The 22,359-nt window shown below is 34.6% G+C and carries 16 protein-coding genes; 6 read left to right on the plus strand and 10 right to left on the minus strand.

The features are described from left to right. Positions 1 to 104: 104 nt before the first annotated feature. Positions 105 to 1,778, plus strand: a complete 1,674-nt coding sequence (locus ABJD27_RS09075) for an amidase family protein (RefSeq protein WP_348163305.1) — start codon at positions 105 to 107, stop codon at positions 1,776 to 1,778. A gap of 66 nt (positions 1,779 to 1,844) precedes the next feature. Here the strand turns inward: ABJD27_RS09075 and ABJD27_RS09080 are convergent, their stop codons facing one another. Together ABJD27_RS09080 and ABJD27_RS09085 are read right to left on the minus strand one after the other, a co-directional pair. After that, positions 1,845 to 3,431, minus strand: a complete 1,587-nt coding sequence (locus ABJD27_RS09080) for a T9SS type A sorting domain-containing protein (RefSeq protein ID WP_348163303.1) — start codon at positions 3,429 to 3,431, stop codon at positions 1,845 to 1,847. Between the two features lie 197 nt (positions 3,432 to 3,628). Further along, positions 3,629 to 4,747: a serine hydrolase gene (locus ABJD27_RS09085; RefSeq protein ID WP_348163301.1), complete on the minus strand. Its 1,119-nt coding sequence runs from the start codon at positions 4,745 to 4,747 to the stop codon at positions 3,629 to 3,631. Between the two features lie 167 nt (positions 4,748 to 4,914). Here ABJD27_RS09085 and rimO point away from each other — a divergent pair, with 167 nt between their 5' ends. Both rimO and ABJD27_RS09095 read left to right on the plus strand, forming a co-directional pair. Continuing rightward, entirely contained in the window at positions 4,915 to 6,267 is a 1,353-nt protein-coding gene (gene rimO / locus ABJD27_RS09090; protein ID WP_348163299.1) for a 30S ribosomal protein S12 methylthiotransferase RimO, read from the plus strand. A 10-nt stretch (positions 6,268 to 6,277) separates the two neighbouring features. Further along, the gene (locus ABJD27_RS09095) at positions 6,278 to 7,498 is read left to right on the plus strand and encodes a hypothetical protein (RefSeq protein WP_348163296.1); all 1,221 of its coding nucleotides are present in this window, start codon (positions 6,278 to 6,280) and stop codon (positions 7,496 to 7,498) included. A gap of 130 nt (positions 7,499 to 7,628) precedes the next feature. On the opposite strand, the gene ABJD27_RS09100 is transcribed toward ABJD27_RS09095, so the two are convergent. Together ABJD27_RS09100 and ABJD27_RS09105 are read right to left on the minus strand one after the other, a co-directional pair. Beyond that, complete coding sequence (locus tag ABJD27_RS09100; protein WP_348163293.1) at positions 7,629 to 10,370, minus strand: CHAT domain-containing tetratricopeptide repeat protein; 2,742 nt, start codon at positions 10,368 to 10,370, stop codon at positions 7,629 to 7,631. A 92-nt stretch (positions 10,371 to 10,462) separates the two neighbouring features. Next, complete coding sequence (locus ABJD27_RS09105) at positions 10,463 to 11,734, minus strand: S8/S53 family peptidase (protein WP_348163290.1); 1,272 nt, start codon at positions 11,732 to 11,734, stop codon at positions 10,463 to 10,465. Positions 11,735 to 11,853: 119 nt separating this feature from the next. On the opposite strand from ABJD27_RS09105, the gene ABJD27_RS09110 reads away from it, so the two are divergent. Both ABJD27_RS09110 and ABJD27_RS09115 read left to right on the plus strand, forming a co-directional pair. Next, positions 11,854 to 12,411: a sigma-70 family RNA polymerase sigma factor gene (locus ABJD27_RS09110; protein WP_348163287.1), complete on the plus strand. Its 558-nt coding sequence runs from the start codon at positions 11,854 to 11,856 to the stop codon at positions 12,409 to 12,411. Next, complete coding sequence (locus tag ABJD27_RS09115; RefSeq protein ID WP_348163284.1) at positions 12,408 to 13,235, plus strand: hypothetical protein; 828 nt, start codon at positions 12,408 to 12,410, stop codon at positions 13,233 to 13,235. The genes ABJD27_RS09110 and ABJD27_RS09115 overlap by 4 nt, the downstream gene beginning before the upstream one ends. A gap of 329 nt (positions 13,236 to 13,564) precedes the next feature. Here the strand turns inward: ABJD27_RS09115 and ABJD27_RS09120 are convergent, their stop codons facing one another. Beyond that, on the minus strand, positions 13,565 to 16,048 hold the full coding sequence (locus ABJD27_RS09120) for a M14 family metallopeptidase (RefSeq protein ID WP_348163282.1): 2,484 nt from the start codon (positions 16,046 to 16,048) through the stop codon (positions 13,565 to 13,567). Positions 16,049 to 16,363: 315 nt separating this feature from the next. On the opposite strand from ABJD27_RS09120, the gene bshC reads away from it, so the two are divergent. Beyond that, a complete protein-coding gene (gene bshC, locus ABJD27_RS09125) occupies positions 16,364 to 17,959 on the plus strand; it encodes a bacillithiol biosynthesis cysteine-adding enzyme BshC (protein WP_348163442.1) in 1,596 nt (531 codons plus the stop codon). 6 nt (positions 17,960 to 17,965) lie between these two features. Here bshC and ABJD27_RS09130 read toward each other — a convergent pair whose 3' ends face one another. The 5 genes from ABJD27_RS09130 to ABJD27_RS09150 form a co-directional block, all read right to left on the minus strand. Further along, on the minus strand, positions 17,966 to 18,586 hold the full coding sequence (locus ABJD27_RS09130; RefSeq protein ID WP_348163279.1) for a hypothetical protein: 621 nt from the start codon (positions 18,584 to 18,586) through the stop codon (positions 17,966 to 17,968). Between the two features lie 125 nt (positions 18,587 to 18,711). Continuing rightward, complete coding sequence (locus tag ABJD27_RS09135) at positions 18,712 to 19,194, minus strand: tRNA (cytidine(34)-2'-O)-methyltransferase (RefSeq protein ID WP_348163276.1); 483 nt, start codon at positions 19,192 to 19,194, stop codon at positions 18,712 to 18,714. A gap of 101 nt (positions 19,195 to 19,295) precedes the next feature. After that, positions 19,296 to 19,796, minus strand: a complete 501-nt coding sequence (locus tag ABJD27_RS09140; protein WP_348163273.1) for a hypothetical protein — start codon at positions 19,794 to 19,796, stop codon at positions 19,296 to 19,298. Positions 19,797 to 19,879: 83 nt separating this feature from the next. Continuing rightward, positions 19,880 to 20,596, minus strand: coding sequence for a gluconate 2-dehydrogenase subunit 3 family protein (locus ABJD27_RS09145; RefSeq protein WP_348163270.1), 717 nt, complete (start codon positions 20,594 to 20,596; stop codon positions 19,880 to 19,882). Positions 20,597 to 20,600: 4 nt separating this feature from the next. Continuing rightward, positions 20,601 to 22,322, minus strand: a complete 1,722-nt coding sequence (locus ABJD27_RS09150) for a GMC family oxidoreductase (RefSeq protein ID WP_348163267.1) — start codon at positions 22,320 to 22,322, stop codon at positions 20,601 to 20,603. Between the last annotated feature and the right edge of the window lie 37 nt (positions 22,323 to 22,359).

A 22,359-nucleotide genomic window follows, 5' to 3' on the forward strand; every position in this document is an offset into this window, starting at 1 on the left:
TAATAAAAAGGGCTTTACGGTTTAACGTAAAGCCCTTTTTTTATACCTTGAATGCAAAAAAAAAACAATAAAGGCTTCCTTGTAGAAGCTTAAAGAGAAAAGCTATGAAAAAACATTTTTTAATTTGCCTGATTTTTATTTTAGGTTGTATTTCTTGTAAGCAAGAACACAAAGATGCAGCCGTTGTAAAAAATGATCCTATCGTTTGGCAATCCTATGATGAGACAGCAGATCTTGCCAGGACTCAAGAGTTACAAAATACCAGAATGCACTTAAAGTTAGTGAATTCTAAAGTGCGCGATAAAAATGATATCTGGAAGCCAATAGCTGGAGAATTAAATACGTTTTCTATACGTAGATATAAAGAATTGCTATCTCAAATCTTAGAAAAAGATATTCCAACATTACAGCAAAGTATAAAAGATGGAGCTTTTACCTATGAAGAACTTACCTTGTTTTATTTATATCGTATTGCAAATATAGAAAGCAATAATGAACGAGCGCTTAATGGAGTTATTTCCTTAAGTCCAGATGCTGTGTCTAGAGCACGTGAGTTGGATAAGAAAGATAAGAACAAGATCAATAATTACTCTGTGTTTGGAATGCCTATTCTGCTGAAAGATAATATAGGTGCTTCTGGAATGAAAACGACTGCAGGAGCAATCGCTTTACAAGATAACCATACTGGAGATGCATTTATAACACAACGACTAGAATCAGAAAATGCTATTATTTTAGGAAAGGCAAACCTCAGTGAATGGGCTTATTTTTTATGTACAGGATGTCCAGTAGGATATAGTGCTGTAGGCGGACAGACGATTAACCCATATGGAAGATTACAATTTGAATCTGGAGGATCAAGTTCTGGAAGTGGTGTCTCTGTAGCTGCAAATTATGCTGTAGGTGCTATAGGCACAGAAACAGCGGGATCTATTTTATCCCCTTCGAGTCAGAACTCAGTGGTGGGTCTTAAACCTACTATAGGCGCTTTGAGTAGAACAGGGATTGTTCCTATTTCTAGCACGCTAGATACACCTGGTCCTATGACCAAAAATAGTATTGATAATGCCATTCTTTTTAATGCATTGACAGGTAAAGATCTTGCCGATACAAAATCGGTTATGGTACCATTATTTGACCCAGAAATGATCACTAAGGGCACTGTAAAAGAAAAACGTTTTGGCGTAATAACATCTTTTCTAACAGATACACTCTATGCAAAAGCAATAGAAAAAATAAAAACAAATGGAGGAACTATTGTTGAGATAGAACCTGATCAAATAGGTCTTCCAGGGTTTCTAACGGTATTAAATATAGATATGAAAAATGACCTTCCTGATTATATTGAGAAGCATGCGGGGACGTCTGTTACTATTAAAAATATAGAAGATGCCGTTGCATTTAATAAGCTCGATACTTTGGTGCGTATTCCGTATGGACAACAACTTTTTGAAGGCATTGTTGCCGATGCAACTACAGAAGTAGCCCTTGAAGAAATTAAAAATAATCTGGAAACGATCTCTAGAGCTTATTTTGATGCGATGCTAGATGAGCACCAATTAGATGCTTTTCTATCGATCAATAATTATCATGCAGCTTATGCAGCCATGGCAAAATATCCAGCACTTACAATTCCTATGGGGTATACTACTTCTGGAGAACCAGAAGGATTAACATTTATAGGAAAACCATTTACAGAAACAACTCTTTTAGGATTGGGATATGGATATGAGCAAATTTCGAAAGAACGTAAATTGCCAGAAGGATATGAGGAATAGTAGTATAAAACCTATAAAAGTGACAAATCTGTCACTTTTATAGGTTTTATACATGTATGTTATAATTTATTTTTTTATAAACTTCCGTACTTGTTTTCCTTCTTTAGAAACAATACTTATAAAATAGATGCCGTTTTTTAATGTACTGATATCAAGTGTTAAGTTGGTTGTAGCATTTATAGACTTTTCTTGAATAATTTGTCCACTTAGTGAAATGATTTGTATCTCACCAGATGGAACATTTGTAGGAAAAGAAATTGTTATTTGATTACTTGCCGGATTAGGAAATATTGCAAGGCTATTTAATGTATTATTCTCTGTAGATAATACAACAACAGTGTTAACTTCAGCGTCAAGAAAGTCTGGAATACCATTATTGTTAATATCATCATCTATAGGAGTTCCATTTCCATTATGATCTTCATCTATAGAATTTGCAGCATCTCCATCGTCATCGTTATCAAGATAATTTTCTAGTCCATCATCATCAGTATCTATAAAAGTATACGTACTATCTGTAAAACCTGCACCTATACCGGTAACTTCATCTTGAGTATTTACTTGGTCATTATCATCATCAGGATCTAAATAGTTTGGAATACCATCATTATCAGTATCATCATTACTAAGAATACCATCATTATTTAAATCTTCATCTACGGTATCTACGCCATCGTTATCATTATCTATACAAGTAACTAATTGTAACGTTACATCAGAAACTGCAAATAGCCCATTTGTATCTTCAGCTCTAGCATAAATAACCTCTGGGTTTTGGGTATTTGTATATAAATTTGAAGAAAAGGGATTCAGATTGTCATTAGCATCAAGAAAAGTTGAGTGATAAGTTACCGCAACATTTGTTTGGTTTCCTATAACACTTGGTGTTGCAAAATTTAAGTCAAAGGTCTCTGTTTGGTCTCCGTCTTCATCACACATATCCAAACTTGTATTGTACGCTTCTGGAACAGTTCCTTGAAAAGCACTAAAACGCCATGCTTCATTAAAAGCTTCCCAACCCTCAAGATTTAGATCTCTATTGGGAGCTGCTACACCCATATCTCCTGTTTGATTAATAACCCCAATAACAGCTAAGCCATTATTCCAAGGAGAACATCTGAACCTTTCTCGTATATAAACTTCAATGATATTTGTAGTCTCGTACAAAACAATTTGAGAAGTAGAAATTAAATCATTACAACTAAACTGCGGGTTTTCATAAAAGTTTACTACAAATCGCCTATTAGGGGCAGTACCAAACTGTCCAAAATTAATAAATGCAACTTCAGGATCATCTGCAACTGAAACATCAACGTCGTGATAGGGACCAAAAATAGCATTAACTATAGGGAAATCAGTACTAGGAAAAGAGTCTGGATCCGTGTTCCAATTACAAAAACCGTTTGCATTACTACTATCAAAATTGATTACTACATTAGATCCTATCACTAATTGATCGTGATCTTCTCCATAAAAGTTAAATGTAAACCCTATGTCAATAACATCAGAATAAACATCATCCAAATTTACTAAAGAACTTTCCTGATTATAGGAATGTGGTGGATTATATCCAATTGATTCAACTCCGTAGTCCTGAGAATGAACAACTATATGAGTTAAAAAAAGAAAGAGAAAAGTAATGATTGGTTTCATAAGCAATATGTATAATATATTAAGCTTTCAAAGTACAAATAAATTTAGGATAGTCCGTTATTTGGCGTTTAAAATCAATGATTTACTGCTCTGTAGAATGACTCAGTTAATAAGGATAGTGGTATATTTTCTAAAATAAATTAGATAATAATACTATACGCTTTCGCGAAAGCGTATAAATCATTTTTAATCCTAAACTACTCTATAAGATCATTGATTTTTCCCCAAAGCTCATTATCAAACCCAGAAGGACCTAATGAACCCATTCCTGCGTCACTACCCATTCGTATGATAACGAGCCCTTTGCTAGGAATGATATAGAGTTTTTGATCATTTGCTCCTAGTCCTGCGATAAGATCATCGGGAGCGTTTACAATCAGACTGCCAGGAAATACAGTTGTTGTTCCAGGTAAGATATAATTGCTCTTACCATTGAGCCACCAAAGATATCCATAAGCAGGATTCAGACTTTGAGAAGTTGTAGTCATTTCATTAAAATAAGTTTCAGAAATAAGTTGATCTCCATTCCAATTACCTCGATTGAGATTAAGTAATCCAAAACGAGCCATACTTCGCGCAGTACTAAAATACGTACGATTAAACCCAAGGTTTATCCATGCCCCATTCATGCCGATTGTGTTTTTGAGTTTGGAATTAAAATAAGAATCAAACCCTTGTGGAATTGCATTCTCAAGTACAGGCTGTGTAAGGGTGTAAAAGGCATTATGGTAATACCAAGAAGTGTTTGGGGTATCTAAAAATAAAAGACATTCTGGGTCGGTACAAAAGGTGTCGGCAACCGTATAATCACCCCCAGAAGTCATCGTGAGTTGATTCTTAATGGTAATAGCTTGCTCTTGTTCTGGAGTCATAACTGTCCATTCTTCGCCTAAATAGGTAGAGGTAGGGTCGTTTATAGATAGAAAACTATCGTCTTGTGCCATCCCTACAGTAAAACTAGTAAGTGTTTTTCCAGCAGAAAACCATGGATTATTGTCACTCATCATGGCGCCATTATAATACTCTTCGATAGCTATTTTTCCATCTTTTAGAATGATAAAGGCTTTTGTGTTACTATCTATTAAGAACGTACGAAGTACCTCTAGAGCTGTTGTATCCCAACCTACTACCTCTGGTGATGTAGTTTCCCAAGAGTCATTATTAATGGGAGGGAAGTATAGCGTAGTGTTTGAGGTGTCCTCATCAGTTGGGATAGGTTCTTCCATCGTGATCTCTTGGGATGAGGTGTCGGCGTTATCATCAGGTGAAGAACAACTTATACCTATTAAAAAGACAATAAAACAGATGGATTTCATGGCTTGTGGTGTTTGGTTATTCCTTTGACCTTTAAAATGAAAGATCGTTTAATTAGGTATTAAAAAACGATAAGTAGAGTATAGAGTATTTGCTATGTTGTTTTTCTGCTTTCTTTATCACTCCTATTTTTTTAAACGTATCTTTGCACCCCGAATAAAATATAGGTATGAGAACGAAAACCCTCAAAAAGAATAAGATTAATGTAGTCACTCTTGGATGTTCTAAGAACGTGTATGACAGTGAAGTATTGATGGGGCAACTTAAGGCCAATGGCAAAGAGGTAGCCCATGAGGAAGAAGGAAATATTGTTGTAATTAATACCTGTGGCTTTATAGATAACGCAAAAGAAGAATCTGTAAATACGATTCTTGACTATGTAAAGCAAAAGGAAGAAGGAGATGTAGATAAAGTCTTTGTGACGGGGTGTTTATCTGAACGCTATAAGCCAGATTTACAGAAAGAAATCCCTGATGTCGATCAATACTTTGGAACAACAGAATTACCCGGTTTATTAAAAGCATTAGGAGCAGATTATAAGCATGAGTTAATAGGAGAACGTATTACAACGACGCCAAAAAATTATGCGTATCTTAAAATTGCAGAAGGCTGTGACCGTCCTTGCTCATTTTGTGCTATCCCATTAATGCGCGGGAAACATAAATCAAAACCCATTGAACACCTTGTTACTGAAGCACAAAAGCTAGCTGCAAATGGTGTTTCTGAACTTATTCTAATCGCACAAGATCTTACCTATTACGGACTTGATTTATATAAGAAACGTAATCTTGCTGAGTTGCTGGAAGCGCTTGTAAAAGTAGAAGGTATCGAGTGGATTCGTTTGCATTATGCATTTCCTACAGGATTTCCGATGGAAGTTCTAGAGGTAATGAATCGCGAACCTAAAGTGTGTAACTATATAGATATTCCTTTACAACATATTTCTGATCCTATTTTAAAGTCAATGAGACGAGGAACGACGATGGCAAAAACGAATGCATTGTTAGACCGCTTTCGCGAAAGCGTACCCAACATGACTATCCGTACGACCTTAATCGTTGGATATCCAGGAGAGACAGAAGAAGATTTCCAAATGCTGAAACAATGGGTGAAAGATCAGCGTTTTGAACGTTTAGGATGCTTTACCTATTCTCATGAAGAAAACACACACGCTTTCAAACTAGAAGATGATGTACCTGAGGAAGTAAAAATGGACCGAGCTAATCAAATCATGGAAATTCAATCTCAAATTTCTTGGGAACTCAATCAGCAAAAAATCGGACAAGAATTTAAAATTGTAGTTGACCGCAAAGAAGGAAATCACTTTGTAGGTCGAACAGAATTTGATAGCCCAGATGTAGATAATGAAGTGCTCATAGACGCCACAAAATATTACCTTAAAACTGGGGGTTACACAACTGTAAAAGTAATTGAAGCAGAAGATTTTGACCTATATGCAGAACCTCTAGAGATACTAGAAAGACCGAAACCTATGCATGCAAAATCTAAGGCTACTAAATAGTATATAGATCATGAGATACGTTATTCTTTTACTTGTCTGTTTTACTTTTTCGTGTAAACAAAAAGAAGAATCTCTTAAGGTAGAAGAAACACAAGAGATTTTATCAGAATCGCTATTTGAAAAAATAGAATCTCCAAGCAAAGGGAAAGCGCATTTACCAAAATTGGTTGCTCAAAATGGAACATTGCATATGAGTTGGGTGGAAGAAGAGGATTCTCTAGCAATTCTTAAATATGCGACCTATAAAAATGATGTTTGGACGAGTCCAAAAACAATCACATCAGGAACAGATTGGTTTGTAAACTGGGCAGATTTTCCAGCACTTGCTATCAATGGAGAAACAGTACTTACAAATATTCTTCAGAAGTCAGATCAAGGAATATATGATTATGATATAAAGTTAAATCTCTTATCAGGAGATGAAGTTGTAAAATCAAATTTCCTTTTAAATACAGACGGTGTTGCCGCTGAGCATGGATTTGTGTCTATGCGACCTTATGATGATGGGTTTTATGTGACGTGGCTTGATGGGCGTGACACAAAAAATGAAAAGAAAGAAGACAATCAGATGGCCTTACGAGCAGCTATTGTAGGTTTAGATGGGACAATTAGAGAAGATTCAGAAATAGATGCTAGAGTATGTGATTGTTGCAATACAGCCATTGCAATTACGTATAATGGGCCAGTGGTGGTATATCGCGATCGATCTGATACAGAGGAAGAAATACGAGATACATATATCGTACGATGGGTAGATGGTGCTTGGACAACTCCTAAAGCTGTATATAATGATCATTGGAAACTTAATGGATGCCCTGTAAATGGACCAGCAATAGATACACAAGAGGAGAATCTAGTGGTTACTTGGTTTACAGCGTCTGGAGATGATGCTAGAGTTCTTGTTATATTTTCTCAAGATAATGGAGCTACTTTTGGAATTCCTGTTCGTGTAGATGCTGGTAAAGCGATAGGTCGTGTAGATACTACTTTTTTACAAGATGGAAGCGCATTAGTAAGTTGGTTAGAACCAAGAGGAGAAGAAATTGTCTTGCAGGCTATGCGTGTATATAAAGATGGACATAGTGATGATCCTATAACGATAACAACTACGTCTGCACAACGTGCTAGTGGTTTTCCTCAATTAGAAGTGATTGGTTCTAAGGTATATGCAGCTTGGACAGATCTTCAAGGTGATCAATCTACCATAGAGGTTGTTTCTTTTGAGATATAATGTCTCTTGTTTATCCTTTAGTTATTACAGCGTTAGCCAGTCAAGTGTATTTCCTTTATATCCTACTTGGTTACTTTCTAATGTTTTTGTAGTGTAACGCTTTCGCGAAAGCGTATATAATATAGATTGCTTATATAATAGAGAACTTCTTTCTATAGACTATAATCACAATTAATACGGCAACAACAAGACCAATACCTATTTTAAATAACAATGAGTTATTAGATATTTTAAGCGGTCTATCATCTCCAGTTAGTGTGATAGATGCCCAAAAATAAGGAGACGTTTGCTCTAATTGATGTGTCTTTAAGTATCGTTTTTTTGCAGTATGTAATGCTGTAGATTTTGTTTTTCCTGCTTTAAGTTCTTTATAAAAAGTGTGTGTTATTTCATTGGTAGCGACTTCGTTTACATTCCAATGAGAGGCGATGACACTTTGTGTGCCACTATAAAAAAAACCTCTTGACAAGCTCATTATACCTTCTCCCATTTCTTGCGTTCCTTGTGCACTTTTACAAGCATCTAGTATGACTAGTTCGGTATTGTTTTCTATATCATACAGTTCATTAAGTGTTATTTTATCATCATATAACTCTAGCCAAGGAGTATTATCTTTTGTGTATCCTGCATGAGAATTTATATGAACAATGCTTGTGTTTTTTAAACTTAAAAGACATGCCTTTTTTGAAGCTTTCTCTCTTACATATAGAGACATAGGTAGAAAAGAAGTGTATGACTTCATTTCTTCTTCACTTCTTTCTAGATCGATTAATTGCTTGTTTTTAAAAAATGTAGGAGCAAAGCCAACAATCTCAGTAGTATTTTTTCTTGTTGTTTTGTGGATTTGTTGAAACACAGAAGCAGAATGTAGATAGACTGTTTCTGTATAATTTAATAAGTAATCAAGCTTAAATCCAGTATCAACGTCACTAACTGCAAGCGCAGAAAATGGAAGATTATGAAGCTCATAGTCAGGAACAATAGTTAGTTTTTTAAAACGAATTTCGTTTGCTTTTTCTATAAATGGAAATAATTTTTCATACACAGAAAATGATACACTTCTGTATTTTTGAAAAGCCTCTTTAGTAGTAAAAGGGGCACTTAATTCTTGCTTAAGGAATTGTATTTGCTGTAATAACTCTGGTACCTTTGGAATTTTAAAAAGTATTTTCCTGTCTTCAGTACAAAATATCCCATATCCAGCACCTTTATTTATAATGTACTCTATAAAGTAGGCATCTTTTGATACATGTTTTTCTATGCTTTCTTTAAGAGGTAAAATTGTTGGTTCATTCTTTTTGGTATAATAGGCTGGAAACTTCCCTTTAATAGAGTCTAGGAACATAGTATATTCATGATCTACTTTTACAAACTCTTTCTGAAGTTCAATGTTATTTTTAACTTCCAGTAAACTTCGTCTAAGTGCTATTCTTTTTTCAAGAAGTCCCTTTTCTTGTTTTAATATAATATCTGGAATGTCAAGTTTTTGTTGTTTGTATCGTTTATCTAAGTTTTCGAGCAAAAGCAAGGCTTTATTCTTTTCCATAAAATAAAAAGCCTCATCTGGCTCTTGTAATAGATAACATACTTCTACAGCAAGCATATAAGAATCTACACCACTGTTAATCCAAAAAAGTTTAGATTGATCAAGTTCACTATCCAACCGTATTAATGATACCAGTTTATCTACTAGATACAGTGTTTCTTTAGCATATAATAAATAGTCTTTGTTGTTTTCTTGATAATATGCTTCAATCCAAGCGTTTGCCTTATTGGTAAGATACTCTAATACATCAGGTTTGTATGTAAAGTTTTTAAAGGAATGTATAGTAGGTAATTGATGATTGTCACTACTGTTATATGTTTGATCTAATGCTGTATAAATTGCTTTTTGATAGAATTTAATCTTTTCCTTAGGATCATCTGTTTGGAGATAAAAACCAAGATTATAATAAACATCGGCTTTCTTTATGGAACTTTCATTTATTTCTAAGGCTTTTGCATAATAGGTTTTTGCGATTTCATACTCCTTTTTTTTAGAATGAATAACCCCTAGATTATTATAAAGTGTACCAATATTGTTAGAATCTTCGGCTTCAATATATAAAGAGAGTGCTTTGTTGTAATGTATAATAGCGTCCTCTTTTTTATTTGTTTTTTCAAAAACGGTGCCTAAGTTTGTATGCATATCGGCAACCTCTTTTGTTAAAATATAATCTTCTAGGGATTCTATCTGTTCTTTATGTAGATATACATTGTCTACATATTTATGAGGAGTACTCATTTTGCTATAAGCTTCGAGACAAGATAAGTGTCCTAACGCAAGTATTCTTTGATCTTTATATATATCAGACGATAATATTACAGGTTCCAAGTATTGAAGAGCTTTAAAATAATCTCCTTCTCGCATGCTTAATATAGCGAGCTCTATGAGTACTTTAAAATTAAATCTATCTGTTCCTTTGTTCTTAAGTACTTGTTCCAAAAAAAATTTACCTTTTTGAATCTTACCTAATGCTTTATGATAGATATATGTATTGTATAAACTATTGTTTAGATCTTTTGTGTTTATATCCTTTAGTATATTCCTTATCCGTATTGCTTTGAGTGTTTCTTGTATTGCTTTTTTGTAATTTTTATTTCGATTGTAGAGTAGTCCTAATTTGTGATAAACATATCCTAACTCGTAGGTGTTAAGTAATGTGTCTGTGTTTTTTAATAATAGATGAATACTATCCTCTTTTTGTTCAAAAGATAAAGAGGCATTATTATAATAAGAATCAAATTCTGTTTTTAATGCTTCTTGTGAGTGTACTTGAAAAGATAATGTGACCACTGCATAAAGAATACAATAATAGGCTGATCTATACATATATAATGGTTAGGAGAACTTAAAAATAGGTATAAAAAAAATCTTCGGTAATTTACTGAAGATTTTTTGTGCCTTTACTAGTTAAATGCCCCTTAATATAAGGGGGGAATGAACTTGTCATATTTTGTTTCCTTACTAAAGTTTACATGAATACCGTCCATATCTATTGCATTAATAATTTCCAATGGTGTATATGTCATCCCCGAATTATATAATATTCTTGCTGCAACTGCAGTAACGTGCGGAGCAGAAAAAGAAGTGCCAGAAACATATACAGGATCTCCTGCGCTATTGATAAATGGAATATTGGTTCCTATAGATAAGAAATCTACACTATAGATTCCATAATTTGTAAAATAAGATGTGTCTGTGTTTTCATGATTTGTAGCGCCTACACCAATGACATTGGATGTTGATGAAGAAAAGTTAGACGGGTAATGAGCAATATTTCCGTCATTGTTATTGTCACTATTTCCTGCCGATGTAACAACTAAGACATCTTCATATTCGTGTAGTAAATCTAAAAATATACTACTCGTATATGGGTTTGCTCCATTTGCATCATACCATCCTAGGCTTACTTGAAGAATATCTGCTTTAGGTAGTGAAAATAACATGCCGCATAGCATATCAAATATACTTACAATCCCATCTTCATTGGCCACTTTTACAGGGAGCAATTGAAACGGAATTTCTTCTTCATTAAGAGAATTATATATAAATGCACCTACGGTGGTTCCATGTACTTCATTATAATCATCATAACAATCGTGATTTTCATTTACATAATCCCATCCAGAAATTACATCAGGATTGCCATCATTTGTAGCATTATATAAAAATGGTCTAGCATCAAATGTCGGATAATTAACGTCTATGCCAGAATCTAAAACGGCAATGGTAACCCCTTCATTTTGCTCAACAATTTTTGATGCATAATTATGATTTCCTGATCCTCCAGTCATAGAAAAATAATCTGTTTCGGATTTAAAATCAAATTCTATCATAACATTTTGAATACTCTCGGCACCTCCACTACCTGAACTAACAGAGCCTAACTTGTTTTCTAAATCAATGCCAGGTCCAAAATCCCATTTTTCTATAACCTTATCACAATGAGTACAGATTTCATAATCTACTACCTGATATAGTTGTCGTAAAGCTGCTTTTTTTGAATTCCTTACATTGTCTTTAAACTGGACAATAATTTCTCTCTTAGAAAAATTGAGAGCATTATTTGATGATACCTGCGCTGTATAATTTGTTTCAATACGTATGTTTTCTTCTGTAATATCATCACTGTCAGAACATGATGTAATTAATAAACTTATGACTATTAAAAAACAACCAATTATTTTCTTCATCTTTATGGTTTTAAAAATTAATAAAAGAAGTTACTCTTACTTTATAGTATCAATCATTACGATTCATTACCCAATTAAGTTATTTTTGAATAGATATTTTAAAATCCTATCAAAATTATATGGAAGAAACTCAGAAGTATATGAATGGATTGTTGAATAATGACCGTGTTATAGTAGCATCAATTTATGATTCATTTTTTCCTAAAGTAAAATCCTTTATCCTAGATAATAAGGGAGAAGAAGAAGATGTGAAGGATGTTTTTCATGATGGACTTATGTATCTTATTGTAAAACACCAGGAAAGCCCTTTGCAGATTCGTTCTTTTGAAGCTTATTTTTTTACAATTTGTAAAAATATTTGGAGAAGAACCCTTAAAAATAAAAAAACAAGGGTAATGAATGATAATACATTGCACTATATAGATGAAGACACTGATCTTGGATTATTTATTCTAGAACAAAAAAGATTAGAGATATATCAAGAAAAGTTTCATTTGCTATCCCCAAATTGTAAAGAGGTTTTAGGTAGCTACTTTAATGGTATGTCTTATGAAGAGATCCTTAAAGAATTAGACTATACATCTATAAATACAGTGAGGCAACGTGTTTTTAAATGTAGAGCAAAGATTATTCAATTAATTAAAGAAGATCGTAGGTATCGTAAATTAAACAAATGAGTCAAACTTTCGAAAATAAGAGACAACAAGAGATCGATGCATATCTAGAAGGGAAGATGTCGCAAGACGAAGTGATTGCTTTTGAAGAAAAACTTGCAAAAGATTCAGTACTCAAAGAAGATGTTTTGTTACAGAGATCGTTACATCAATCTTTTAATGAAGATGATTGGAGTACAATTCCTAATGAAGCAGATAATGAAGAATTACAATCGATAAAATCTGCCTTGAGAAATGAAGATAATACAGCGATATCATCTACGATACGAAGTGTTGAGACTCATTATCTTGAGGTTAATACACCTTCAAAAAAGAAAGGAAATACTCGTTTTTACATGCGTGTAGCAATTGCAGCGATCGTACTTGCATTACTTACACTGCCATTCTTAATGCAAGTAAATACAACGAGTCATTATGTACAATACGCAAACTGGGAAGATTTACCATCATTGCGTACAAAAGGAGATACACAGGCTAAAATTATAGAAGGAGAGTCCTTATATCTTTCTCAAAAGTATAAAGAGACAATACAGTATCTTGAACATAATATAGCTGTTAATGACCCGTACTATTCATATGCCCTCATTTATACGGGAGCATCCTATTTCCAAACAGATAACTTAGAAAAAGCGCATGAGACCTATGATCTCTTGATCAATTCAAATACACTCCAGAGTTCATACGGTTATTGGTATAAGTTGTTATTATACCTTAAGATTGATGATACTCAAAAAGCAAAAGAAATATTGGAACTTATCTTGAGTAATCAGGATCATTATAACTATTCAGAAGCAAAAAAGTTGCAAAAAGAATTGGAAAAAGAATAAGTACGCTTTCGCGAAAGCGTATAAAAGCAATTGTATAACAAGCAATATGTATACTAGAAAAAGAGAGAGTTTAGTTCAGAAATATATTAGTTTTAAACCAAAAATTCTCTATAATTTGTAAAGAAAAAATTACAAATTATAGAGAACAGAGATTCGTTTATTCAAGAATGTAAATCGTTCTTACAGTCTAAACTTATTATTGTTTGTAAAGAAAAGAGCATTTGCAAAAAAAACAGCTATTCGTGTAAACGGAAAGTTCTTTAAAACTTGTAAAGAAAAAATTACAAATTTTAAAGAACAACCACCCACATTTTAGTAATGTTAGTATTTTATAATCTAAACTTATTATTGTTTGTAAAGAAAAGAGCATTTGCAAAAAACAGTTTCCCATTTTCCCAAAAAGCACGGAATAGGGGATCATCTACAAGATAGATAATACTACCACTTCCCATACGCTCTTCTCCGAAGACTAGTGATTTTCCCAGTTTTGACTTTGCAGCATCTCCTGCAAAACCAGCAACATTGGTCACATCATCAGTAATGTAAGCAACATTAAACCCTCTATCTAAATGCTTATAAGAACTACTTCCTAGTTTTAAACTATAATAGGTATCTCCATACCCAAATGCCATAGGGTGTGTAGGATCTACTTTAGTCTTAAAAATACTACCAGTGATAAAGTTTGTTACACTTTCTTCTTCACGATCAGCATATGGAGTTAAGTTCTCTTTTTTGTCTTTCTTCTTGTCATCGCTGTTTGATGTATTTCGTTTTAAGCTAAACCCACTTTTTCCAGCAAAGGTATTTACAGCACTACTGATGGCAATTATTTTACCACCACCTCGTACAAAGTTTTTTACTTTTTCTAGAGCACTATCATTAAGAGCACTTCTGTACCTACCACTTGGCATTATAATAATGTCAAAATTATTTAAGTTAATACTTCCAATACGACTTGCTTCTATAGATGTTGCAGGGTATCCTAACGTTTTTTCAAAATAATACCAAGTCGCTCCATAACTTAAAGAAGATGTGCCGTCCCCTTTCAGTAATGCTATTTTTGGAGGATTGATGAGCTTTACTTCTGGAGAACCAAAATCAGGTCCCGAACTAGAAAAACTAGAAGTAGATGGAGTTAACTGTCTTCCGTGGTCTGCAGCAATTTTATAAATGGTATTTATAAAATCTTTATTGTTTTTATTATCACTTTTTGTGATGATAAGAGATCCACGGTCAAATTTCTGACCACTGTTTACAAAAGGCTTCTCTGTAAAACGAGTCTTAATACCCGCTTTTAATAAACCAGCAAGAAACTGAGCATCCTTCATGCTATTCCAAGTAGCAATATATCCAGGGGCATCTATGCGTTGTGCATTTACTACTTGCGTAAAAGGATTTCCACTATTTGTAGCAACTTTGGTTGTACTAGCGATTGCATCTAGTCCGTATGCGTGTGGCAAACTCCAAGCTGTAATATCATAAGTAAGAGGTGTCGATAGTTTTGCATCAGGTTCAAGAAGTACTTTGACCATTTTTCCTTTAGGTTGATCTGTATTTACAACCATAGCAAGATCATAATTCATACTTCCTTGCCCATTTTTTGTATAGCTAAACCCAGTCGCTTTCCCATTGATTGCAAAACCATATGTAATCTCATGACGATCTAGTAATTCAGCAAGTGCCGCTAGGTGATCTTTGTTTCCAGAAAGCACATAGCTTTTGTATTTTAAATCACTGTTATTAAAAAACTTTGCAAACTCATCATTGATTTTTGAAACATTTTGTGATGAGATTTCTACAGTAGAAAGCCCTGTTGTTTTATGATGAGCAACACGATCAAAGAGTGTAAGTTCAAACCCTTCATCATTATGAATACCTAATCCTGCACGACCGTGACCTGCTTGTTCATAGGTCATTCCAATGGCTCCCATATACGTAGGATACGTATCTCCATAACTAGGATATAATAAATCAAAACGCTCACGAGTAAAGAATAACCATCCTTCTTGATCAAAGTAACGTGCATGATTTTGACCTATTTGTGTTTGGAAATCACGTTGCCAATCTGAGATAATCTCATGAAAAGGTTCTGCAGCAGGTGCAAAATAATAAGGCTCATTAATTCCTTGCTCATGAAAATCTACGTGTACGTGAGGTAACCATTTATTGTATACTTTTAAACGAGACTGACTCTCTACCTGAGTAGCCCATGCCCAATCGCGATTAAGGTCAAATAAGTAATGATTAGGACGACCTCCAGGCCATGGTTCGTTATGCTCTGATGCAACTTGTGTTGGATCATAAGGAGTAGAAGCTACTTGATTAAACCAGTTTGCATATCGATCACGTCCATCTGGATTGATACAAGGATCAATAATAACAACCGTATTTTCTAGCCAATTCTTTTTTGTAGTAATAAGCTCATATAAAGTTACCATCGATGCTTCTGTACTAGATGCCTCATTTCCGTGTACATTATAAGAAAGCCATACAATAGCTTTATCTCCAGAAGCTTGACTAGAAGAACCAATACCAGCCTGAGCAAGGTTTGCCGTTCTAATAGATTCTAAGTTAGTATGATTTCCTTTTGAAGTAATAATAGCATAGGTAAGCGGGCGACGCTCATTGGTGCGACCGTATTCTTGATAGGTAACCAGATCACTGTTTTGTGCTACATGCTCAAAGTAACGTACAACGTCCGAGTGACGTGAAAATTGAGACCCAATCTCATATCCTAAAAATTCTGAAGGAGATTGAACTTGAGCTTGAAGTATTCCTGTTAATAATAGTAGGAATAGAGAAAAATGACGCATAAAATTTTCTTTAAGATAAAGCCTTAAATATACTTAATATGCTAGGAAATATAATTGTTTTTAGACAATTTTATGCTTTGTAGGATGTCTCTTGAATTGCAATTTTATATTCCCCTGTTTTGTATATAAATTTCAACCCCTTTTTGGTGTCGTATAAAGAGTCATTTTAGATCAAAAAATCTGTTTTATAAGCAAACGTTAAAAGAGGTTATTTTTCATAATGTTAATTGTAATTTTACCCGATACATTCAGACAGACCATATTATGTAATCATCGCCAAAAGACCTATTTTTGGAAGGAAATCGTTATACTAAAATGCAGAAAGACACTCTTACGTATTCTGAAACAGGATATTTTTCAAAACTCATTTGTGATTATTTAGATCAAGATAAAAACGTACACCCTTTTTATCATAGATTTCCTTCATTAGAAAACTTTGGAGCACAGATAGAAGAAAAGAAGGCGAGTTTTACAGAAGCATCTAGAAAAGTACTTGTTGCATCTTTGCAAGCACAGTATCAACATATCACTATTTCCGAAACGACTCAGGATAATATAGAAAAGTTAGGAGATTCGACGAGTTTTACAATCACAACAGGACACCAACTTAATCTCTTTACAGGACCCCTATATTTCTTGTATAAGATTATACATACAATTACGCTTTCGCGAAAGCTAAAACAACAACACCCCACCTATGATTTTGTGCCTGTATATTGGATGGCAACAGAAGACCATGATTTTGACGAGATTAATTACTTCCGATTCAAAGGACAAAAAGTACAATGGAATCGAGAAGATGGAGGTGCTGTAGGAGAACTTTCAACAGAAGGGCTTGATGTTGTATTAGATTTGTTTAAAACACAATTAGGAAGCTCAAAAAATGCCATACAACTTGTTACTCTTTTTGAAGAGGCATATAACAAACATGACAACCTTGCAGATGCTACTCGCTATCTTGCAAATGAACTTTTTGCACCCTACGGACTTGTCATTGTAGATGGAAACGATAAAGATTTAAAAACAATGTTTGCACCTTATGTGCAACGCGAACTCTTTGAAGAGGTAGCTCATAAAGAAGTCACTGCTCAAACGGTAGGGTTAACGCAACTAGGATATCCAGAACAAGTACATCCTAGGGAGATTAATCTATTTTATATCATAAAAGGGATTCGTGAACGTATCATAAGAGACGGAGATGATTTTATCGTAAACGATACGGAGATCAGATTTAGTGAAGAAGAAATACAATCTGAACTTGCATCGCATCCAGAACGATTCTCACCTAATGCATTATTACGTCCATTATATCAAGAAGTCATTTTGCCGAATCTAACCTATATAGGAGGAGGAGGAGAATTGGCCTATTGGTTTCAATTAAAGACATGTTTTGAGGCAATGGAAGTGCCTTTCCCTATGTTATTGCTACGTAACTCTGCAATGATTAGAACAGAGAAACAAAAGGCAAAAGCAGGAGCCTTAGATGTATCTGACAAGCAACTTTTCTTAAAACAAAACGAATTGGTTAATCTAAAGATACGAGCCATTTCAAATATAGATATTGACTTTTCAGAACAGCGTACCTACCTTAAAGAACATTTTGAAGCGATGCATGCCATTGCTGCAGAGACAGACGCTTCTTTTATAGGAGCAGTAAGAGCACAGGAAAAAAAGCAGCTCAAAGGATTAGATAATTTAGAAAATAGATTATTGCGAGCTCAAAAACGTAAGTTGAAGGATCAAGTACAACGTCTCGTCGATTTACAGAATGCAGTTTTTCCATTACAAAGTTTGCAAGAACGTAATACTAATTTTGCAGAGTTTTATCTAGAGTTTGGAGAAGGTTTAATTCCAGCTTTGATGGATGGTCTAGATCCATTGAGCGGAGAGTTTACAATTGTTACTTTGTAGTATTGCTTACTTCGTCCAGATTTTAAATTCATTACGAATAATCTCAAGGAGTTCACAAACATATTTTGGTTCATCAATTTCTGGATAGAGTTCTCTGTATCTTTCTGGACTTCCGAATTCAAATTCGTTACTCTTATATGAATTTTTAACTTGAAAAGAATAACTCGTCCCATCAAGGGGCATTACATGTTTACTTAACATTTCATATTCTTTGGTTTTTTTGCCGCGTTTCATTCGTTCTACTTTCTTTATTACACCTCTTTTACCTAGTTTCCATTGTATGTCGTTTTGACTGGGTAAATCAAAAATGTAACTTCTAGATAGATTGAAATAAACATATTCGATGTCACTCTTTGAAGTCAAAATACTTTTTTTAGTTTCCAGTGTAGCAACACCATCAATTTTTGACCAATGCTCATAAAATTCAGCAGTCCAATTGCCAGCATTATCCTCATACATTCTGAAGAGAGAACTGTAGTTTGTTATTCCTCTGTCTTTATATATTCTAATTTCGGTAGGGTAGGTAAGTGTATCAACTATTTTTAAGTCCTTATTAATTACGCTCCAATTTTGGGCAGATATTCCAATAGAGTATAGTAGTATTAATAAAGTTAATTGATGTTTCATGTGTTGGTTGTTTTACCAAATGTAACATCAGAATTTCTGGAATAAAATTCAAAATGAGTGACTGAGGCTTTTAGTTTAGGGAAATCGTTTTTGAAAATAACATAACTCTATTATTCACTGGATTCTCATAATTTTAAGTTTAATTGTCTAATTCCTTCATACGCTACAATCCCGACTGCATTTGCAAGATTTAAACTCCTGATGTGTTCGCTAAACAATGGGATTTTATATAGTTGTTCAGGATACCTCTCAGTAACTTCGATAGGTAATCCTTTAGACTCTTTTCCAAAAACTAAGAATAATTCTTCTTCAAAAGGAATCTCATAATGTGACTTTGTACCGTGACTGGAGAGAAAGGCAAATTTCGCCCTTCGACCATGCTCAGGATGAACTCCAGCGTGTTGTTCAAAAAATTGGTCAATATTCTCGTAATATTGCACATCTAGATGTTTCCAATAATCCAATCCCGCCCGTTTAAGACGTGTGTCATCTATTTCAAAACCAAAAGGTTTTACAAGATGTAAACGGCATCCAGAACCAAGACATAATCTTCCTATGTTTCCTGTATTATTAGGTATTTCTGGGTGGATAAGAACAATATTAAGCATGTTTTTTTTGTTAGTCTGAGTTTGTAGAAGTTATTTTTATTGTATCAAATATAGTGAAGATTTTCACCCTTCGATAGGCTTAAAATGACAGTGAGATATGATTAATGCCATCCAAATAAAGTTCCCATAACGGCCTTAAATACTTCTTTGGGTGGAATATCTAATTCCTTAATTTTTATAGAAGTATTGATGGTTATAATTGTGTCGTTGTCTTTTAATAATTTAAAAGCAGTTTTGTTATTAAGCTCATAATCTTTTTGACTATGAATGATTTTGAGGCTATTCCCAAAATATGCTATTTCTGCCCTCTCCTTGATTTGACTCACGTCGATCTGAGAGTTAATATGTAATGTTTCTATTTGACTTACATTTACTTCAATTGCTTCTTTGAAAGTCTGTCTAAGTATCAGAAGAAGAATAGAGATTAATAGCATGGCTCCACCTGCAAACAAAAAAATAACAAAAACAGCTTCCATGATCTCGTTATTTGTAAACCAAAACGAAATAAGAGAGATAAGCATGAACAGACAGAAAATCAATAATGAAATGTTTAGAAACCTTGTTGTTTTTTTAAAATTATTGGTAACAATATTAATTTTCATAGTATTTGCGTCAAATGCAATTTAGGTTGGAGAAAAACTTTCTTCAATTGTGAATTAACTAGAACAATGTATAATGCCACGCATTAAGTAAGAAGATTTCCATGTTCATCCCAAGTAGCGAGGTCGCCACGCGTGTTTTGATCGATGCATTTTGCAATCCATTCTGGATCGTAAGCAACTCCATGTTGATCTAGTACATCTTGAGGGACGCCATCCCATACATTAGGTTGATTCCCTTTATATCCTAGATCTTTGATTCCCCATTCGGAAGTATAATAACCAGTCATAGTAAGATTACGCATCAAACTAAACCATTGAATCTCAAAAGGACGTTTGTTAGACGGAATTTCATGATCATAAAAAGCGATAGAGTCGAGAATTTGTTTTTGTTGTGCTAAGGCAAGCGATTTAAATGGAGTGTTAAATAACTCTAGAGATTGATTGTCTAACCAAAGTAAACCACCTAAGAGCGTGTTTTGCATTCTAGGCATATCCTTGCCAATAAACTCTATAAATTCAGGGACACCCGCTTCAAGAGGTCCACCTACTTCAGGTTTTGGAGGGAGTATAACTTCACTTAAAATAGCAATGGTTTCTAGTTCGTGCTCAGTAAAGAGTTGCTCTGCATTGAGCTTTTCAATTCGCTCTAGTTCTTCAGGAGTCCTTCCAAAAAAACCATCGGCACTCTCTACAATTTGTTGGTCAAGTTCTGGTGCTCCTTCTTCTACGCAACTGTGAAGTCCTAGACTGATAGCACCGGCACCTAGTAGCATGGTTTGTATACTTTTTCTTCTATCCATCACGCTATATGTTTTGTTGTTTTAATTGCTCGATAATATAATCTGACGCTCTCCAAGAAAGTGCCAGTATTGTCCACGTACAATTCTTATCTGCTTGTGAGACAAACGGGCCTGCATCTACGATAAAGACATTATCTACATCGTGTAGCTGATTAAATTTATTGGTTACAGACGTTTTTGGATCATTACCCATACGTGTCGTTCCTACTTCATGTATAATTTCTCCAGGTTTATTGAGCCCGTAGTCTAGATCTTTACCGGGTTTATCCCCTAGCGGTTCTCCTCCCATATTATGAAGTATTTCCTCAAAGGTATCTTGCATATGTTTGGCTTGTCTCTTTTCAAGATCACTCCATTTGTAGTTGAATTTTAATACAGGAATTCCAAATTGATCTACAGTAGTCTCATCGATCTCACAATAGTTATCTATGCGAGCAATACCCTCGCCACGACCCCCAAATCCTACAACCGATCCATAGTATTTTTTTACATCATCACGTAACACATCGCCATATCCGCCTACCTTAGTTCCAAAAAATTTATTGAATTCATTTGCATTAAAACCAAAACCATAATTAGGCATACCCATACCTCCCCAGACTTCTATGTGATATCCACGGGGGAAATCTAATTTTGAGTTATCTCCCCACCAAGGTGAGTATACGTGCATTCCACCTACGCCATCTTCATTATAAGAGGTTTTACGATTCATTAGTCCAGGAATAAAACCTGCACGACTTGCTCCGGTAGAATCATGGAGATATTTACCTACTAGATTGCTGCTATTTCCTAGTCCGTTAGGGTGTTGTTTACTTTTACTATTAAGAAGGATACGTGCAGAACTACATGCCGATGCTGCTAAGATGACAACTTTTGCTTTAAGTTTATATTCTCTACGATCATCTTTACTGATGTAAGAGACTCCAGTAGCTTTCCCTTCTTCGTTAGTGGTCACTTCACGTACCACACAGTTTACATAGAGTCTTACTTTACCACCGCTTTTTTGTGCTGGAAAAATCAAACAACTACCTGAAGAGAAATCTGCATAAGCAGAGCAGGAACGTGCGCACTGTCCGCAATAGAAACAGACACCACGATCATTATTGATTTTTTTTGTAAGCATAGAGAGTCGTCCTGGAATTACAGGGATTCCCGATTTTTTGGCGCCATTAATATAAAAAAGCTCGTGTAATCTTGGTTTTGGAGGTGGTAAGAAAAAACCATCAGGATCATTTACTAGACCTTCGTTGGTTCCAAAAACACCTATTAATTTATCAACCTTGTCATAGTATGGCTTTACATCTTCATAACCTATAGGCCAATCTTCTCCATGTCCATCACGGGTTTTTCCTTTAAAGTCCTTGGGTCCAAAACGTAACGAGATACGTCCCCAGTGATTGGTACGTCCTCCTAGCATATGCGATCTAAACCAGCGAAATTCGGTTCCAAGTTCATGAGTATAAGGCTCTCCTTCTATTTCCCAACCACCATAGGCCATATCAAATTCCCCAAATGCACGATCTGTTCCTGCACCACGACGAGGAGATTCATGTGGCCATTTCATCTGAGTCATTGTTTTGGGATCTGCTGGATCGAAAAAAGGACCCGCTTCTACAACTGCTACATTAAAACCTGCATCTGCAAGTTGTTTGGTCGCCATACCGCCACCAGCACCAGAGCCTACAATAATAACATCGTATACTTCTGAAGATTCTTTGATTTGCATATTATATCGATTGATAGACACACAAGGTAAAAAAAGT

Origin of the sequence: Dokdonia sp. (genome assembly GCF_039945015.1) — a bacterium.
In the GTDB taxonomy this organism is placed as follows: Bacteria; Bacteroidota; Bacteroidia; order Flavobacteriales; family Flavobacteriaceae; genus Dokdonia.

What these genes read in the sequence shown, in the direction of transcription:
- ABJD27_RS09075 (WP_348163305.1), top strand. Translation starts at nt 105, where the DNA reads ATGAAAAAACATTTTTTAATTTGCCTGATTTTTATTTTAGGTTGTATT.
- ABJD27_RS09080 (WP_348163303.1), bottom strand. Translation starts at nt 3,431, where the DNA reads ATGAAACCAATCATTACTTTTCTCTTTCTTTTTTTAACTCATATAGTT.
- ABJD27_RS09085 (WP_348163301.1), bottom strand. Translation starts at nt 4,747, where the DNA reads ATGAAATCCATCTGTTTTATTGTCTTTTTAATAGGTATAAGTTGTTCT.
- rimO (WP_348163299.1), top strand. Translation starts at nt 4,915, where the DNA reads ATGAGAACGAAAACCCTCAAAAAGAATAAGATTAATGTAGTCACTCTT.
- ABJD27_RS09095 (WP_348163296.1), top strand. Translation starts at nt 6,278, where the DNA reads ATGAGATACGTTATTCTTTTACTTGTCTGTTTTACTTTTTCGTGTAAA.
- ABJD27_RS09100 (WP_348163293.1), bottom strand. Translation starts at nt 10,370, where the DNA reads ATGTATAGATCAGCCTATTATTGTATTCTTTATGCAGTGGTCACATTA.
- ABJD27_RS09105 (WP_348163290.1), bottom strand. Translation starts at nt 11,734, where the DNA reads ATGAAGAAAATAATTGGTTGTTTTTTAATAGTCATAAGTTTATTAATT.
- ABJD27_RS09110 (WP_348163287.1), top strand. Translation starts at nt 11,854, where the DNA reads ATGGAAGAAACTCAGAAGTATATGAATGGATTGTTGAATAATGACCGT.
- ABJD27_RS09115 (WP_348163284.1), top strand. Translation starts at nt 12,408, where the DNA reads ATGAGTCAAACTTTCGAAAATAAGAGACAACAAGAGATCGATGCATAT.
- ABJD27_RS09120 (WP_348163282.1), bottom strand. Translation starts at nt 16,048, where the DNA reads ATGCGTCATTTTTCTCTATTCCTACTATTATTAACAGGAATACTTCAA.
- bshC (WP_348163442.1), top strand. Translation starts at nt 16,364, where the DNA reads ATGCAGAAAGACACTCTTACGTATTCTGAAACAGGATATTTTTCAAAA.
- ABJD27_RS09130 (WP_348163279.1), bottom strand. Translation starts at nt 18,586, where the DNA reads ATGAAACATCAATTAACTTTATTAATACTACTATACTCTATTGGAATA.
- ABJD27_RS09135 (WP_348163276.1), bottom strand. Translation starts at nt 19,194, where the DNA reads ATGCTTAATATTGTTCTTATCCACCCAGAAATACCTAATAATACAGGA.
- ABJD27_RS09140 (WP_348163273.1), bottom strand. Translation starts at nt 19,796, where the DNA reads ATGAAAATTAATATTGTTACCAATAATTTTAAAAAAACAACAAGGTTT.
- ABJD27_RS09145 (WP_348163270.1), bottom strand. Translation starts at nt 20,596, where the DNA reads ATGGATAGAAGAAAAAGTATACAAACCATGCTACTAGGTGCCGGTGCT.
- ABJD27_RS09150 (WP_348163267.1), bottom strand. Translation starts at nt 22,322, where the DNA reads ATGCAAATCAAAGAATCTTCAGAAGTATACGATGTTATTATTGTAGGC.